The following is a 14,622-nucleotide window of genomic DNA, read 5'->3' as shown; positions in this document are numbered from 1 at the left end:
CGCAGAAACCTGTAGCCCCGGTAAGACGGCAGCCGCCACCGGGGAAAATCGACAAGCGCCAGATGCAAAAAAGCCGAAGGTTTCCCTCCGGCTTTTCTTATCACAACGCGTGATTAAGCAACGTCTTCGTACTGTGGTACCGGGTTGCGGAAGCTTTTGGTCACGCAGGCCAGGTAAACCAGGCCAATACCGCCCCAGATCAGACCCAGAATCATCGAACTCTCTTCCAGGTTCACCCACAGTGCGCCCACGGTCAGCGCGCCGCAAACCGGCAGAACCAGATAGTTGAAGTGGTCTTTCAGTGTCTTGTTACGCTTTTCACGGATCCAGAACTGGGAAATCACCGACAGGTTAACAAAGGTGAACGCCACCAGCGCACCAAAGTTAATCAGCGCCGTTGCCGTGACGAGGTCAAATTTAATCGCCAGCAGAGCAATCGCGCCAACCAGCAGAACGTTCCATGCCGGAGTACGCCACTTCGGATGAACATAACCGAAGAAACGCGTCGGGAATACGCCGTCGCGGCCCATCACGTACATCAGACGGGAAACGCCTGCATGCGCAGCCATACCGGATGCCAGTACGGTGACGCTGGAGAAAATCAGCACGCCCCACTGGAAGGTTTTGCCCGCTACGTACAGCATAATTTCAGGCTGCGACGCGTCCGGATCTTTAAAGCGTGAGATGTCCGGGAAGTACAGCTGCAGGAAGTAGGATGCACCGATAAAGATCAGGCCGCCAATCAGCGCGGTCAAAAAGATAGCCTTCGGAATCACGCGCTCTGCGTCTTTGGTTTCTTCAGACAGGGAAGAGATACCATCAAAGCCGAGGAATGAGAAGCACAGGATGGTTGCGCCGGTAATCATCGGCACCACGTGTGCGCCTTCAGACCAGAACGGACGGGTACTGGTCAGCGTGCCCGCGCCTTCGCCATGCGAAACGCCGTAGATAATCAGGCCAATAATCACCGCCACAATACCCATCTGTAAAACCACAATCAGAGTATTGAAGTTTGCCACCGCCTTGATACTGCGCAGGTTGGAAATGGTCATAAAGCCCACCAGCGCGACAACGAAGATCCACGACGGAACGGAAGGCACCAGCGCTTCAAAGTAAATTTTCGCCAGCAGAATGTTGATCATCGGCATGAACAGGTAGTCCAGCAACGATGACCAGCCAACCATAAAGCCGACAGCCGGGCTAATGGATTTCTGTGCGTAGGTATAAGCAGAACCCGCAGACGGGAAACGGCGAACCAGTTTACCGTAGCTCAATGCCGTGAAGAGAATGGCGATCAGCGCAAAGGCGTAGGCCGTCGCAACGTGACCATCAGTCAATCCAGAGACGATACCAAACGTATCGAACAGCGTCATCGGCTGCATATAGGCAAGGCCCATCATTACAACCGGAACTAACGTAAGCGTTTTACGTAATTCCACGCGAGAGGTATTTGGAGTAGCGTTATGCGACATAGTTATCCCCTTTTACGGCGAATGCCAGCGCGTAAGCAAAAAATTGCCCCATTTCTTTCTATTCCTCAGCGACAACGACTGTCGGTTTTTAGTAAATATCTATCCGGTACGAAGCCCGGCCTCTTGGTATTGAATGATGTGTCTTTCGACCAAAAAAATAACCGACACTTTAAAAAAGCGTCGGCTAGTCTCTGGTTTTCAGGCTGCGTATTTTGCAACAACTTCTGGCCTAATGACAAGATGTTGAAAGGTTTATTAATAGGCCAATAATTCTAACCGACTAATATTCATACTATTTTAGTATTATAGATCTGCCGAATAGCACTATTTGCTAATACCGTTTGTAACCACCATTGCGCCGCCAGGCCAAAAGCGTCTTCATTCCAGCCAATCCACGCCCGATGTATCGGCGCAGGGGCGGCGATCCGTTTTTCCACCAGTTGACGATCTTCCAACCTGGGTGCCGCCAGATAGCGTGGCAGGTAAGCCCAGCCCAAACCGGCGCATACCAGCGACAGCAGGCTGGCCATATCAAAAACCGCCAGGCTTGCCTGTTTCTCGCCGTGCGGCCAGCCGCCGCTACCGATAACCGCCCGATGTCGCTGCAGCGTCCGCCAGCTCAGCGGTTCTTTGGCCTGCGCCAACGGATGTTGCGCTGCCACCACAAAACACTGTTCCAGTTCGCCGAGTTGGCTGAAGCTGAAGTTCGCCAGCGCTGGCGGCTCATATAGCCCCCCCAGCACCATATCAACCTCCCCCGCGACGAGCATTTCCCAACCCTCGCTACGTTTGAACTGTAAACGAGCCACGTTGCGCTGTTGATAGAATTGTTCAATCAGCGGAGATAACCGTGAAAATGGAAAAGTCATATCGATACTGATGGTCAGCGTATTTTCCCAGCCCTGATGCAGCCGGATGGCCTGTTGTTCCAGCTCGCGGGCGATATGCAGCACCTCACGCCCTTTTTCAAGCAGCATCTGTCCGGTACGGGTAAAACGCGCCCGGTGACCGCTGCGGTCCAGTAGCTGAATATTAAGGTCGCTTTCCAGCTTATGAATGGTGTAACTCAGCGCCGAGGGAGTTTTATAGAGCTTTGCCGACGCGGCGGCAAAGCTCCCCTCTTTTTCTAAGGCATCAAGAATAACGAGGACATCCAGCAGTGGTTTCATCGCCCCCCCCTTGCGGTACGCGATCGCCTGCTGGCGGTTACTCCATCGGCATCACCAGCGGATCGGGGTACTGATATTCAAAGCCCAGCTCATAGCAAATCCGGTTACCGTCAATAATTTTGCCTTTCCCGCCTTTCGGGTTATCGGCAAATACCGGCAACGGCAGCCCAAGTTCGCGGGCCATCTGCGGGTAAAAGACGCCGCGCGCCGGATGCTGAGGCGCACATATATTATAGATGTGTCCGCCCTTCGGGGCCTGAAGCAGTAACTCAATCGCGGCAATCACATCCTGCAGATGCACCAGGTTTACACCATGCTGGCCGTCCGGCGCCGATTTACCGGCAAAGAAACGCCCCGGATGGCGCGAGGGCCCCACCAGCCCGGCGAGGCGTAAAATATCCACCGACGTTCCTGGCAGCGCATGCAGCCAGTCCTCCAGTTCTTTCAGTACTCTACCGCTGGCGGTCTGCGGCTGTCGCGGCGCACTCTCTTTTAGCGTTCCTTCAGTATCGCCATAGACCGATGTCGAGCTGGTAAAAATAATGCGCGGAATATGGCGGGCCAAAGCGGTATCGACAATCTCCTGTACCGCCTGCAGATAAAAATCTTCCCCGGGGCCGGTACGTCGCGCAGGTAACGTAATAACCAGCGCATCGACGTTCATCAATGCGTCCAGATCTTCGGCATCGCACACCAGCTGCGGCTCAAGACGTAGCGGATAACCTTCAATACCGCACATTCGCGCCGCCTCCACGCCATCCTGCGTCGTTTTACTGCCGGTGACCTGCCACCCGCGCGCTCTCAATGACAGCGCAAGCGGCATACCCAGCCACCCTAATCCGACAATCGCGACCTTTTTCATACCTGGCTCCTGACTCATTCGCTGTGCTGATACTAGGCTACGCCAGCCTGCGGGAACTGACAATTTGTTCAGCCAATATGAAATGAATTAATGATGGAAAAAAGGGCTTGCTTTATGCGCTGCAAGTGGTTTAGGTTAAAAGACATCAAATGCATAGTCATTCAACGAGAATTTTATGAGCAGCGTTCAATTTAAAAACCACCACCATCACCATCATCCTGACTAGTCTTTCAGGCGATGTGTGCTGGAAGACGTTTGGATCTTCCAGTGGTGCACGAACGCAAAGAGAGCCCCCGGAAGATTCACTTCCGGGGGCTTTTTTTTGGACCTAATTCGGACAGATTCAGACAGGTATTCAGAGGAAAACAACAATGTTAGACAACACCCGTTTACGCATAGCTATTCAGAAATCCGGTCGTTTAAGTGAAGATTCACGCGAATTGCTGAGCCGCTGCGGCATTAAAGTCAATCTGCACACCCAACGTCTGATCGCCCTCGCGGAAAACATGCCGATCGATATCCTGCGCGTTCGCGATGACGATATCCCGGGACTGGTGATGGACGGCGTTGTCGACCTCGGCATTATTGGCGAAAACGTGCTGGAAGAAGAGCTGCTGAGCCGTCGTGCTCAGGGCGAGGATCCACGCTATTTCACCCTGCGCCGTCTGGACTTCGGCGGCTGCCGCCTGTCGCTGGCGACGCCGGTTGATGAAAACTGGAACGGTCCGGCGGCGTTGGATGGCAAACGTATCGCCACCTCCTACCCGCACCTGCTGAAGCGCTACCTCGACCAGAAAGGTATTTCCTTTAAATCTTGTCTGCTGAACGGTTCCGTTGAAGTCGCTCCGCGTGCTGGTCTCGCCGATGCCATCTGCGACCTGGTATCCACCGGTGCGACCCTCGAAGCCAACGGTCTGCGCGAAGTTGAAGTTATCTATCGCTCAAAGGCTTGCCTGATCCAACGCGACGGCGAGATGGATGCAGTGAAACAGCAGTTGATCGACCGTCTGCTGACCCGTATTCAGGGAGTGATCCAGGCCCGCGAATCGAAATACATCATGATGCACGCGCCGAGCGAACGTCTGGAAGAAGTCGTGGCGCTGCTTCCGGGTGCCGAACGGCCAACTATTCTGCCGCTGGCTGGCGACAAACAGCGCGTGGCCATGCATATGGTCAGCAGCGAAACCCTGTTCTGGGAAACCATGGAAAAACTGAAAGCGCTGGGCGCCAGCTCCATTCTGGTGCTGCCGATTGAGAAGATGATGGAGTAATCCAGCGGTTTGGATACGGGACAAACAGGGGGAATGACTATGAGCTTCAATACCATTATCGACTGGAATGACTGCAGCGCCGCACAACAGCAACAACTATTAATGCGCCCGGCAATCTCAGCGTCCGCTAGCATCAGCAAAACGGTGGCGGAAATTCTCAGCAACGTCAAAGATCGCGGCGACGCGGCGTTACGCGAATACAGCGCCACCTTTGACAAAACCACCGTGACGACGCTGAAGGTGACCGAAGCGGAGATTGCCGCCGCTGGCGCCCGCCTCAGCGACGAGCTCAAACAAGCGATGGCGGTGGCGGTCAGCAATATCGAAACCTTCCACAATGCCCAGCGTCTGCAGGCCGTCGATATCGAAACTCAACCCGGCGTGCGCTGCCAACAGCTTACTCGCCCAATCGCCTCCGTCGGCTTATATATTCCGGGGGGCTCGGCGCCGCTGTTTTCCACCGTGTTGATGCTGGCGACTCCGGCGCGTATTGCTGGCTGTCAGGAAGTGGTGCTGTGCTCGCCGCCGCCGATCGCCGATGAAATCCTGTACGCGGCGCAGCTGTGTGGCGTTCGCAATATCTTTAACGTCGGCGGCGCGCAGGCGATCGCCGCCATGGCCTTCGGCACCGAATCAGTGGCGAAAGTCGCCAAAATCTTTGGCCCGGGCAACGCCTTTGTCACCGAGGCTAAGCGCCAGGTCAGCCAGCGTCTTGATGGCGCGGCCATCGACATGCCTGCTGGCCCATCGGAAGTCCTGGTGATCGCCGACAGCGGCGCGACGCCGGATTTCGTGGCGTCTGATTTGCTCTCTCAGGCGGAACACGGCCCGGATTCACAGGTTATCCTGCTGACCCCGGACGCAGAAATGGGAACCCGCGTTGCGGCCGCGGTTGAACGCCAGCTGGCCGCCCTGCCGCGTGCCGAAACCGCGCGCGAAGCGCTTTCCGCCAGCCGTATTATCGTCGCCCGCGACCTCGACCAGTGCATTGAGATCTCCAACCTGTACGGCCCGGAGCACCTGATTATCCAGACCCGCGATGCCCGCAAGCTGGTTGACGGCATCACCAGCGCCGGTTCGGTATTCCTTGGCGACTGGTCGCCGGAATCTGCGGGCGATTACGCCTCCGGCACCAACCACGTACTGCCGACCTATGGTTATACCGCGACCTGCTCCAGCCTGGGTCTGGCGGATTTCCAGAAGCGCATGACCGTGCAGGAGCTGTCGCGCGAAGGCTTCGCGGCCCTCGCCCCAACCATTGAGATCCTGGCAGCGGCCGAACGGCTGACCGCCCACAAAAACGCCGTGACGCTGCGCGTGGCAGCCCTTAAGGAGCAAGCATGAGCATTGAAGATTTAGCCCGAGCCACTGTTCGCGCGCTGACGCCGTATCAGTCCGCCCGCCGTCTCGGCGGTAAAGGCGACGTGTGGCTGAACGCCAACGAATTCCCGACTGCCGTGGAATTCCAGCTCACCGAGCAGACGCTGAACCGCTACCCGGAGCCGCAGCCGCAGGCCGTTATCGAAAACTACGCGCAATATGCCGGCGTTAAGCCAGAGCAGGTGTTGGTCAGCCGCGGCGCCGACGAAGGTATTGAACTGCTGATTCGCGCCTTCTGCGAACCGGGTCAGGACGCCGTGCTTTATTGCCCGCCGACCTACGGCATGTACAGCGTCAGCGCCGAAACCATCGGTGTCGAATGCCGGAAAGTACCGACGCTCGCCGACTGGCAGTTAGACCTGCCGGGTATCGAGGCCAATCTCGATGGCGTAAAAGTGCTGTTTGTCTGCAGCCCAAACAACCCGACCGGACAGATTATCAATCCACAGGATCTGCGCGCGCTGCTGGAAATGACTCGCGACAAGGCGATTGTCGTTGCCGATGAAGCCTATATCGAATTTTGCCCGCAGGCGACACTGGCTAGCTGGCTCAGCGACTATCCACATTTAGTTATTCTGCGCACCCTCTCGAAAGCCTTTGCGCTGGCCGGGCTGCGCTGCGGCTTTACGCTGGCTAACGCTGAGGTTATTAATGTGCTGTTGAAAGTCATCGCGCCCTATCCGCTGTCGACGCCAGTGGCGGATATCGCCGCTCAGGCGCTGTCGGCACAGGGCATCCGCGCGATGCAACAGCGCGTTACGCAGATCCTCGACGAACGCGCTTATCTGGTCAATGCGCTGCGCGGCATCGCCTGCATCGAGCAGGTGTTCGATTCCGAGACTAACTACCTGCTGGCGCGTATAACCGCCTCCAGTGCGGTGTTTAAATCTTTGTGGGATCAGGGCATTATCTTACGAGACCAAAATAAACAACCTTCATTAAGCGGCTGTTTGCGTATCACTATCGGTACCCGTGCAGAGAGCCAGCGCGTGATTGACGCTTTGACTGCGGAGAATGTATGACCCAGAAGTTTCTCTTTATTGACCGTGACGGCACGCTGATTTCCGAACCGCCGGTTGATTTTCAGGTAGACCGCTTTGAAAAACTGGCGTTCGAGCCGCAGGTAATCCCTGCGCTGCTCAAACTGCAGCAGGAAGGCTATCAATTGGTGATGATCACCAACCAGGATGGACTCGGTACCGAGAGTCTGCCACAGGATGAATTCGACGGCCCGCACAACCTGATGATGCAGGTCTTCTCCTCGCAAGGCGTTAACTTCGATGCCGTCCTGATCTGCCCGCATATGCCTGGCGATGATTGCGACTGCCGCAAGCCGAAAACCCGGTTGGTACTCCCCTGGTTGGAAGATGGCGTAATGGATAAGGCTCACAGCTACGTCATCGGCGACCGCGCAACCGACATCGAGCTTGCGGATAACATGGGCATCATCGGCCTGCGCTACGATCGTGAAACGCTGAGCTGGCCGACTATCTGCGAACAGCTGACTCGTCGCGACCGCTACGCCCACGTCGAGCGCATCACCAAAGAGACCCAGGTGGATGTAAAAGTATGGCTGGACCGCGAAGGCAGCAGCAAAATCCACACCGGCGTCGGTTTCTTCGATCACATGCTTGACCAAATTGCCACCCACGGCGGCTTCCGCCTGGAGATTAACGTCGGCGGCGATCTTTATATCGACGATCACCACACCGTGGAAGATACCGGGCTGGCGCTAGGCGAAGCGCTGAAGCTGGCATTGGGCGACAAACGCGGCATTAACCGTTTTGGCTTTGTGCTGCCGATGGATGAGTGTCTGGCGCGCTGTGCGCTAGATATCTCCGGCCGCCCGCACCTCGAGTATAAAGCCGACTTCACTTACCAGCGCGTGGGCGACCTGAGCACCGAGATGGTAGAACACTTCTTCCGCTCGCTCTCCTACACCATGGCGGTAACGTTGCACCTGAAAACCAAGGGCAAAAACGATCACCACCGCGTGGAGAGTCTGTTCAAAGCCTTTGGTCGTACATTACGCCAGGCCATCCGGGTACAGGGCGACACGTTGCCATCTTCGAAAGGGGTATTGTGATGAACGTGGTGATCCTCGATACCGGATGCGCCAACCTCAATTCGGTGAAATCCGCAGTTAGCCGCCACGGCCACGAACCGGTGGTCAGCCGCGAGCCGGACGTGGTACTGCGCGCCGATAAACTGTTTCTGCCCGGCGTGGGTACCGCGCAAGCGGCAATGGATCAGCTGCGCGAACGCGAGCTGATCGATCTGATTAAAGCCTGTACCCAGCCGGTGCTGGGGATCTGCCTTGGCATGCAGTTGCTCGGCAAACGCAGCGAAGAGACCAACGGCGTCGAGTTGCTGGGCATTATCGATGAAGAAGTGCCGAAGATGACCGATCACGGGCTGCCACTGCCGCACATGGGCTGGAATCGGGTGTATGCCAAAGCGGGCGACCGACTGTTTCGCGGCATCGAAGAAGGCGCGTATTTCTATTTCGTGCACAGCTATGCCATGCCGGTCAATCCGTACACCATCGCCCAGTGCAACTATGGCGAGGCCTTCACCGCGGCAGTGCAGAAAGATAACTTCTTTGGCGTACAGTTCCATCCTGAGCGCTCCGGTAGCGCGGGCGCGCAGCTGCTGAAAAATTTCCTGGAGATGTAATGATCATTCCAGCTTTAGATTTAATTGACGGGACCGTGGTGCGTCTGCATCAGGGTGATTATGGTCAGCAGCGCGATTACGGTACCGATCCGCTGCCGCGCCTACAATCCTATGCCGCCCAGGGCGCAGAAGTGCTGCACCTGGTTGATCTGACCGGGGCAAAAGATCCGGCCAGACGCCAGATCCCCTTGCTAAAAACATTGGTCGCGGGCGTTAACGTGCCGGTACAGGTCGGCGGCGGCGTGCGTACGGAAGAAGACGTTGCGGCGCTGCTTGAGGCGGGCGTCGCGCGCGTGGTGGTCGGCTCGACCGCCGTCAATTCACCGGATAGGGTCAAGGCATGGTTTAAACGCTTTGGCTCTGAACATCTGGTGCTGGCGTTGGACGTACGCATTGATGCCGAAGGCAATAAACAGGTGGCGGTCAGCGGCTGGCAGGAAAACTCCGGCGTCACTCTGGAAGCATTGGTGGAAAGCTATCTGCCGGTCGGCCTGCAGCACGTACTGTGCACCGATATTTCGCGCGATGGCACCCTCGCCGGCTCTAACGTCTCATTATATGAAGAAGTCTGCGCCCGCTATCCGCAGGTGGCATTCCAGTCTTCCGGCGGAATCGGCGATCTCAATGATATCGCCGCGCTGCGCGGTACCGGAGTTCGCGGCGTGATTGTCGGCCGCGCGCTGCTGGAAGGTAAATTCAACGTAACGGAGGCGATCCAATGCTGGCAAAACGGATAATCCCCTGCCTTGACGTCCGCGACGGTCAGGTAGTGAAAGGCGTGCAATTCCGCAACCACGAAATTATCGGCGATATCGTGCCGCTGGCGAAACGCTACGCCGATGAAGGCGCGGATGAGCTGGTGTTCTACGATATCACCGCCTCCAGCGATGGCCGCGTGGTCGATAAAAGCTGGGTATCGCGCGTAGCGGAAGTGATTGATATTCCGTTCTGCGTTGCGGGCGGGATTAAATCTCTGGACGATGCAGCACAGATCCTCTCCTTCGGCGCCGACAAGATTTCTATCAACTCGCCTGCGCTGGCGGATCCGACGCTGATTACCCGTCTCGCCGATCGATTCGGCGTGCAGTGCATTGTGGTCGGCATTGATACCTGGTTTGACGAACAGACCGGTAAATATCACGTTAACCAGTACACCGGCGATGAAAACCGCACTCGCGTGACGCAGTGGGAAACATTGGACTGGGTGCAGGAAGTACAGAAACGCGGGGCGGGAGAAATCGTCCTCAATATGATGAACCAGGACGGCGTGCGTAATGGCTACGATCTGGAGCAGCTCAGGAAAGTACGCGAAGTCTGCCACGTGCCGCTGATCGCCTCCGGCGGCGCCGGAACCATGGAACATTTCCTTGAGGCCTTCCGCGACGCCAACGTCGACGGCGCCCTCGCCGCTTCCGTATTCCATAAACAGATTATTAATATTGGTGAATTAAAAGCGTACCTGGCGGCCCAGGGCGTGGAGATCAGGGTATGTTGAGTGAACAACTGGATTGGCAAAAAACCGACGGCATGATGCCGGCGATCGTGCAGCACGCCGAATCAGGCGAAGTGCTGATGCTGGGATATATGAATCAGGAAGCGTTGGCCAAAACCGAGCAAAGCGGCAAAGTGACCTTCTACTCGCGCACTAAACAGCGCCTGTGGACGAAAGGAGAAACGTCCGGCCATTTTCTGAACGTAGTCAGCATTACCCCGGATTGCGATAACGATACTCTGCTGGTGCTGGTGAACCCAATTGGCCCAACCTGCCACAAAGGCACCTCCAGTTGCTTTGGTGAAACCGGGCACCAATGGCTGTTCCTCTATCAGCTCGAGCAGCTGTTAGCTGAACGTAAACATGCCGATCCGGAGAGCTCCTACACGGCGAAACTCTATGCCAGCGGTACCAAGCGTATTGCGCAGAAAGTGGGTGAAGAAGGTGTGGAAACCGCGCTGGCAGCGACGGTACATGACCAGTTTGAACTGAAGAATGAGGCATCGGATCTGATGTATCACCTGCTGGTGCTACTGCAGGATCAGGGGTTGAACCTGGGAGAAGTGATAGAGAATTTAAGGGCGAGACATAAATAATCATTACGCTTGCTCATAAACATAAAAAGGCAGATTTATCACCAAATCTGCCTTTTTATTATACCGGATTAATACTTATTTTGACTTTGTCGGCAGTGCTGACAGACAGCGCTTGTTAAGTTGCCGGCGTTCTTTATCAAAAAACCAACCCCATTTGTTGAAGTATTTAACCGCTGAACTCATATGATAAAAAAGAAACTTAACGCTGTGGTATGATTTTCGTTGTGATAAATGAACGACTGTCGAATCAGGACAATAAGTAACATTAAAATTCCCCGCGCTAATGCGACGCGAAAAATCAACATCTTCTAAATACATAAAAAATCGAAGATCGAAACCTCGAACTTGCTTAATGGCATTATTGCTCACCATCATGAAACATCCTGACATCGATGGTGCGTAGAATGCCGCATCAAAATTAGCATGACGAAGTTCATAGTCATCATTGATATCAGGGAAAAAGGATGACAGAAAGCGTCGACCAAAAAGCTGAAATGGCGCAGGCAATAGTTTTGTCGCATATTGCAATGCACCATTTGGATAAGTAATCTTTGGCACAGAAAGATCGACTGCTCTTTCCTTACAAAAATGAAAGAGCTTATCGACTTCACCCTGCGCATAATAAATATCAGGATTACAAATTAAAAAATAGTCACATTTGTTTTTATAAGTATCAAAAACTTTATTATGCCCGGCACCGAAGCCCTGATTATCAGACAGTTTTATGACATCGACTTTATCATGATTATAATCATCCAACCAATGACAAAAAGAGCCATTATCTACGATAACAAGTTTACTGATACTCTTTTCATTCAATAATGAATTAAGCGTGAGCTCAATTTCCTGAAAAGAATGTTTATAAAGAACAAGTGAAGCTAGTATATTCACATAGCACCTTACTAAATTTTTCCAACACAAACATAAAACATGACAGATAATGTACCGAGTTTATCTAATGGTCAATTCCAGATTGTCCGAAAGGGCAAATCCCTGATAAGGGGTTGCCACTGTTAATCATGTTCAGGGAGACTCGAAGACACAGCCAAAGTGTATGAATAAGATACCTTCACTATTAATTTATTCTATACCAACTATTTTATGTATTTTAAAGATGTTGATATTTGCAGAAGGGCAAAAAATGAAACTCCCCTTCACGTACGTACCAAATCGTCAAGCTGTACATAAAGGGGGGTTAATAACCAGAAATTTGACGCCAGGTACTTGAACGTAATGCTTAATAAGTGACCTGAACCACCATTTCCTGATGTTAAGCGTTAAGAGAGTGAGCGATAGCATCAGCGATTCGCGATGATGCTTTGCCATCTCCGTATGGATTGTGTGCAAAGCTCATTGCTTCATACGCAGATTGGTCTGTCAAAAGCGCAGAGACCGCATCAAATATACGCTTCTCATCGGTACCGACAAGTTTTACGGTGCCCGCATCTACCGCTTCTGGTCTCTCAGTAGTATCACGCATCACCAGTACAGGCTTCCCAAGGGATGGCGCTTCCTCCTGGATACCACCGGAATCGGTCAGGATGATACTCGATGCGTCCATCAGGAATACAAACGGAAGGTAATCAAGAGGCTCAATCAGGTAAATATTATCCTGTCCACGCAATACAGAGTTAACCACACCGCGCACGTTAGGGTTTAAGTGCACAGGATAGACAAAATCTACATCCGGGAATGTTTTAGCTAACTTGAGAACCGCATTACAGATTCTTTCAAAACCACCGCCGAAACTTTCACGGCGATGTCCGGTAATTAATACAATTTTACGATTATCATCAATAAACTCGAACTTTGCCTTCAACTCACTAGCCAGCACAGAGTCTTGTGCCAATTTATCTTTGACCATGAGAAGAGCATCGATAACGGTATTGCCAGTAATAATGATGCGATCTTGCGGCACATTCTCCAGACGTAAGTTATCAGCGGAAGTCGTAGTTGGAGCAAAATGCAAATTAGCCAGTGCTCCGGTAAGTTTTCGGTTACCTTCTTCTGGCCATGGCGAATAAATATCATTGGTTCTTAAACCGGCTTCAACATGACCGACTTTAATTTGCTGATAATAACTAGCAAGAGTAGCTGATAATGTGGTAGCGGTATCACCATGAACCAATACATAATCAGGCTTAAACTCTTGAAGGACAGAACGCAGCCCCAAAAGAATAGAAGATGTTATGTCAGTGAGATCCTGACCTGACTTCATAATATTGAGGTCATAATCGGGAGTAATATTGAATAACTGTAAGACCTGGTCGAGCATCTCTCTATGCTGCGCGGTAACACATACCTTACTTTCGAATCGACTATCTCCTTTAAGGCACTCGACTACCGGGGCCATTTTGATTGCTTCAGGTCGGGTCCCGAAAATAGATAATATTTTAATCGCACTCATGATTTCTCTCGTAAACTAATCATATTGAATCTCCTTGCCATAAAAGAAAGCAGTAACCTGGGGAAAGATTACGCCCCGCTGCATGCAAGGACTGGTGTGAGGTACCTACGGTTCATCACGCACGATACATCTTTCCGCACCACCAACAGTCTTCATTAGAGCGAAAATGTACCTTGTTAGCCTCTTTCCCTGAATGTACATCTCTTACGATCTTTTAATCCCAAACAGTTCTTCCGTTAAGATGCTGAATCTGTCCTCCCAAAAGATGGGTTTCTCTACAACAGGTTCAACGCCCGCTAAGTGCTGTTCAAGCGTCACGGCGAGTCCGCTATCGACTCGACTCGTCATTTCGCCAAATCGGGTTGTGATAACAGGGATACCAGCAGCCACATACTCATAGTATTTAACAGGATCGACGGATTCCGTTAATTCATTAATACGAAAAGGGATTAACCCGTATGTAAATGAATTAATTAGAGCGGGGACGTCTTTGTGATCAATTGCCGGTTTAATAACAACGTTATCCGGTATATAGTCTGGTCTGACATAAAGGGGGCCAACAATAACCACCCTGGCATTGGGTCTGGATTCAGAAAGTTTTGTAATAAACTCCCAATCAAACCACTTTGCAACGCTACCAATATAGCCATAGGTAACAGGCTTATCGGTGCTCCCCTGCTGTTCAGCTTTTATTCGCTGAATAGTAGAATAAAAACTCTTTGAACACGCATTTCTAACAAGATAAGCACGACTAGCATTATTACCGAACTTATTGAGTAAGCCTTCGGAAGAAAACATTGTAATATCGGTATTACCAAGCAGTTTCCTGAAGAGACGCGCGACGCTTTTTTCCGCATAACCAGTAAAGAAATGCGGATAATCATCCATTGCATCAGCAACGATATGATTAAATGCCATACAGCGAATCAGTTCAAGACCTAAGACACTAGGTTTCCCGACAACCAATATTGCCTGTTGCCCATTAATTATGCTTTTTAATCTCTTAATAAAACGGTGTATGGTTACCCAATTCACCACCTTATAGAGTAAGTTAAACGGTTCAATAGGAACAACATTACCCACACGAATAAAATCAATGTTGGCATGCTTCGAAATACTTTTTGATTCAACGCCAACAATTTTGGTTCTAATGTCTGAGTACTTCGGAAAGCGGGAAGGCAAAGGGTCAACCCAGATGACTTTTTCCACATCATGATCAGCAATAAAATCTGCAAAAAAATGTGGACGCTGCGCAATGCTATCCCAGTTAACCGGGGATAAATACACCACTATCATA

15 protein-coding genes and 1 other annotated feature are annotated in these 14,622 nt (G+C 52.4%); of the genes, 9 read left to right on the top strand and 6 right to left on the bottom strand.

Features of this window, described 5'->3' with window-relative positions:
• Positions 1-113: 113 nt before the first annotated feature.
• The 3 genes from PYR66_08170 to PYR66_08160 form a co-directional block, all read right to left on the bottom strand.
• Positions 114-1,472, bottom strand: a complete 1,359-nt coding sequence (locus PYR66_08170; GenBank protein WEF29675.1) for an APC family permease — start codon at positions 1,470-1,472, stop codon at positions 114-116.
• 287 nt (positions 1,473-1,759) lie between these two features.
• On the bottom strand, positions 1,760-2,641 hold the full coding sequence (locus PYR66_08165; GenBank protein ID WEF29674.1) for a LysR substrate-binding domain-containing protein: 882 nt from the start codon (positions 2,639-2,641) through the stop codon (positions 1,760-1,762).
• 37 nt (positions 2,642-2,678) lie between these two features.
• The gene (locus tag PYR66_08160) at positions 2,679-3,503 is read right to left on the bottom strand and encodes an SDR family oxidoreductase (GenBank protein ID WEF29673.1); all 825 of its coding nucleotides are present in this window, start codon (positions 3,501-3,503) and stop codon (positions 2,679-2,681) included.
• Between the two features lie 175 nt (positions 3,504-3,678).
• Here PYR66_08160 and hisL point away from each other — a divergent pair, with 175 nt between their 5' ends.
• The 9 genes from hisL to hisIE all read left to right on the top strand — a co-directional run bounded on the left by hisL (position 3,679) and on the right by hisIE (position 10,918).
• The gene (gene hisL / locus PYR66_08155) at positions 3,679-3,729 is read left to right on the top strand and encodes a his operon leader peptide (GenBank protein WEF30381.1); all 51 of its coding nucleotides are present in this window, start codon (positions 3,679-3,681) and stop codon (positions 3,727-3,729) included.
• Positions 3,705-3,827, top strand: a sequence feature (His leader region). (Overlaps the previous gene by 25 nt.)
• A 47-nt stretch (positions 3,828-3,874) precedes the next feature.
• Complete coding sequence (gene hisG / locus PYR66_08150) at positions 3,875-4,774, top strand: ATP phosphoribosyltransferase (GenBank protein ID WEF29672.1); 900 nt, start codon at positions 3,875-3,877, stop codon at positions 4,772-4,774.
• Positions 4,775-4,813: 39 nt separating this feature from the next.
• The gene (gene hisD, locus PYR66_08145; protein WEF29671.1) at positions 4,814-6,118 is read left to right on the top strand and encodes a histidinol dehydrogenase; all 1,305 of its coding nucleotides are present in this window, start codon (positions 4,814-4,816) and stop codon (positions 6,116-6,118) included.
• Entirely contained in the window at positions 6,115-7,176 is a 1,062-nt protein-coding gene (gene hisC, locus PYR66_08140; GenBank protein ID WEF29670.1) for a histidinol-phosphate transaminase, read from the top strand. The genes hisD and hisC overlap by 4 nt, the downstream gene beginning before the upstream one ends.
• Positions 7,173-8,240 carry a bifunctional histidinol-phosphatase/imidazoleglycerol-phosphate dehydratase HisB gene (hisB, locus tag PYR66_08135; protein WEF29669.1) on the top strand — a complete coding sequence of 356 codons (1,068 nt, stop codon included), beginning with the start codon at positions 7,173-7,175 and terminating at the stop codon, positions 8,238-8,240. The genes hisC and hisB overlap by 4 nt, the downstream gene beginning before the upstream one ends.
• Entirely contained in the window at positions 8,240-8,830 is a 591-nt protein-coding gene (gene hisH / locus PYR66_08130) for an imidazole glycerol phosphate synthase subunit HisH (protein ID WEF29668.1), read from the top strand. Before hisB ends, hisH begins: the two co-directional genes overlap by 1 nt.
• A complete protein-coding gene (gene hisA / locus PYR66_08125; GenBank protein ID WEF29667.1) occupies positions 8,830-9,567 on the top strand; it encodes a 1-(5-phosphoribosyl)-5-[(5-phosphoribosylamino)methylideneamino]imidazole-4-carboxamide isomerase in 738 nt (245 codons plus the stop codon). Before hisH ends, hisA begins: the two co-directional genes overlap by 1 nt.
• Entirely contained in the window at positions 9,549-10,325 is a 777-nt protein-coding gene (gene hisF / locus PYR66_08120) for an imidazole glycerol phosphate synthase subunit HisF (protein WEF29666.1), read from the top strand. The genes hisA and hisF overlap by 19 nt, the downstream gene beginning before the upstream one ends.
• Positions 10,319-10,918, top strand: coding sequence for a bifunctional phosphoribosyl-AMP cyclohydrolase/phosphoribosyl-ATP diphosphatase HisIE (gene hisIE / locus PYR66_08115; protein ID WEF29665.1), 600 nt, complete (start codon positions 10,319-10,321; stop codon positions 10,916-10,918). The genes hisF and hisIE overlap by 7 nt, the downstream gene beginning before the upstream one ends.
• 75 nt (positions 10,919-10,993) lie before the next feature.
• Here hisIE and PYR66_08110 read toward each other — a convergent pair whose 3' ends face one another.
• The 3 genes from PYR66_08110 to PYR66_08100 form a co-directional block, all read right to left on the bottom strand.
• Positions 10,994-11,809, bottom strand: coding sequence for a glycosyltransferase (locus tag PYR66_08110; GenBank protein ID WEF29664.1), 816 nt, complete (start codon positions 11,807-11,809; stop codon positions 10,994-10,996).
• Between the two features lie 379 nt (positions 11,810-12,188).
• Positions 12,189-13,316: a UDP-N-acetylglucosamine 2-epimerase (non-hydrolyzing) gene (gene wecB, locus PYR66_08105; GenBank protein ID WEF30380.1), complete on the bottom strand. Its 1,128-nt coding sequence runs from the start codon at positions 13,314-13,316 to the stop codon at positions 12,189-12,191.
• 213 nt (positions 13,317-13,529) lie between these two features.
• Positions 13,530-14,621, bottom strand: coding sequence for a glycosyltransferase (locus PYR66_08100; GenBank protein WEF29663.1), 1,092 nt, complete (start codon positions 14,619-14,621; stop codon positions 13,530-13,532).
• Between the last annotated feature and the right edge of the window lies 1 nt (position 14,622).

It is taken from the genome of Klebsiella aerogenes (assembly GCA_029027985.1).
GTDB lineage: Bacteria > Pseudomonadota > Gammaproteobacteria > Enterobacterales > Enterobacteriaceae > Klebsiella > Klebsiella aerogenes_A.
Note: the sequence above shows the minus strand (reverse complement) of the source record. Positions and strands in the feature narration are given on the sequence as shown.

Excerpts from the sequence above, each read along its gene's own strand:
- PYR66_08170 (WEF29675.1), bottom strand. The coding sequence starts at position 1,472 with ATGTCGCATAACGCTACTCCAAATACCTCTCGCGTGGAATTACGTAAA.
- PYR66_08165 (WEF29674.1), bottom strand. The coding sequence starts at position 2,641 with ATGAAACCACTGCTGGATGTCCTCGTTATTCTTGATGCCTTAGAAAAA.
- PYR66_08160 (WEF29673.1), bottom strand. The coding sequence starts at position 3,503 with ATGAAAAAGGTCGCGATTGTCGGATTAGGGTGGCTGGGTATGCCGCTT.
- hisG (WEF29672.1), top strand. The coding sequence starts at position 3,875 with ATGTTAGACAACACCCGTTTACGCATAGCTATTCAGAAATCCGGTCGT.
- hisD (WEF29671.1), top strand. The coding sequence starts at position 4,814 with ATGAGCTTCAATACCATTATCGACTGGAATGACTGCAGCGCCGCACAA.
- hisC (WEF29670.1), top strand. The coding sequence starts at position 6,115 with ATGAGCATTGAAGATTTAGCCCGAGCCACTGTTCGCGCGCTGACGCCG.
- hisB (WEF29669.1), top strand. The coding sequence starts at position 7,173 with ATGACCCAGAAGTTTCTCTTTATTGACCGTGACGGCACGCTGATTTCC.
- hisH (WEF29668.1), top strand. The coding sequence starts at position 8,240 with ATGAACGTGGTGATCCTCGATACCGGATGCGCCAACCTCAATTCGGTG.
- hisA (WEF29667.1), top strand. The coding sequence starts at position 8,830 with ATGATCATTCCAGCTTTAGATTTAATTGACGGGACCGTGGTGCGTCTG.
- hisF (WEF29666.1), top strand. The coding sequence starts at position 9,549 with ATGCTGGCAAAACGGATAATCCCCTGCCTTGACGTCCGCGACGGTCAG.
- hisIE (WEF29665.1), top strand. The coding sequence starts at position 10,319 with ATGTTGAGTGAACAACTGGATTGGCAAAAAACCGACGGCATGATGCCG.
- PYR66_08100 (WEF29663.1), bottom strand. The coding sequence starts at position 14,621 with ATGATAGTGGTGTATTTATCCCCGGTTAACTGGGATAGCATTGCGCAG.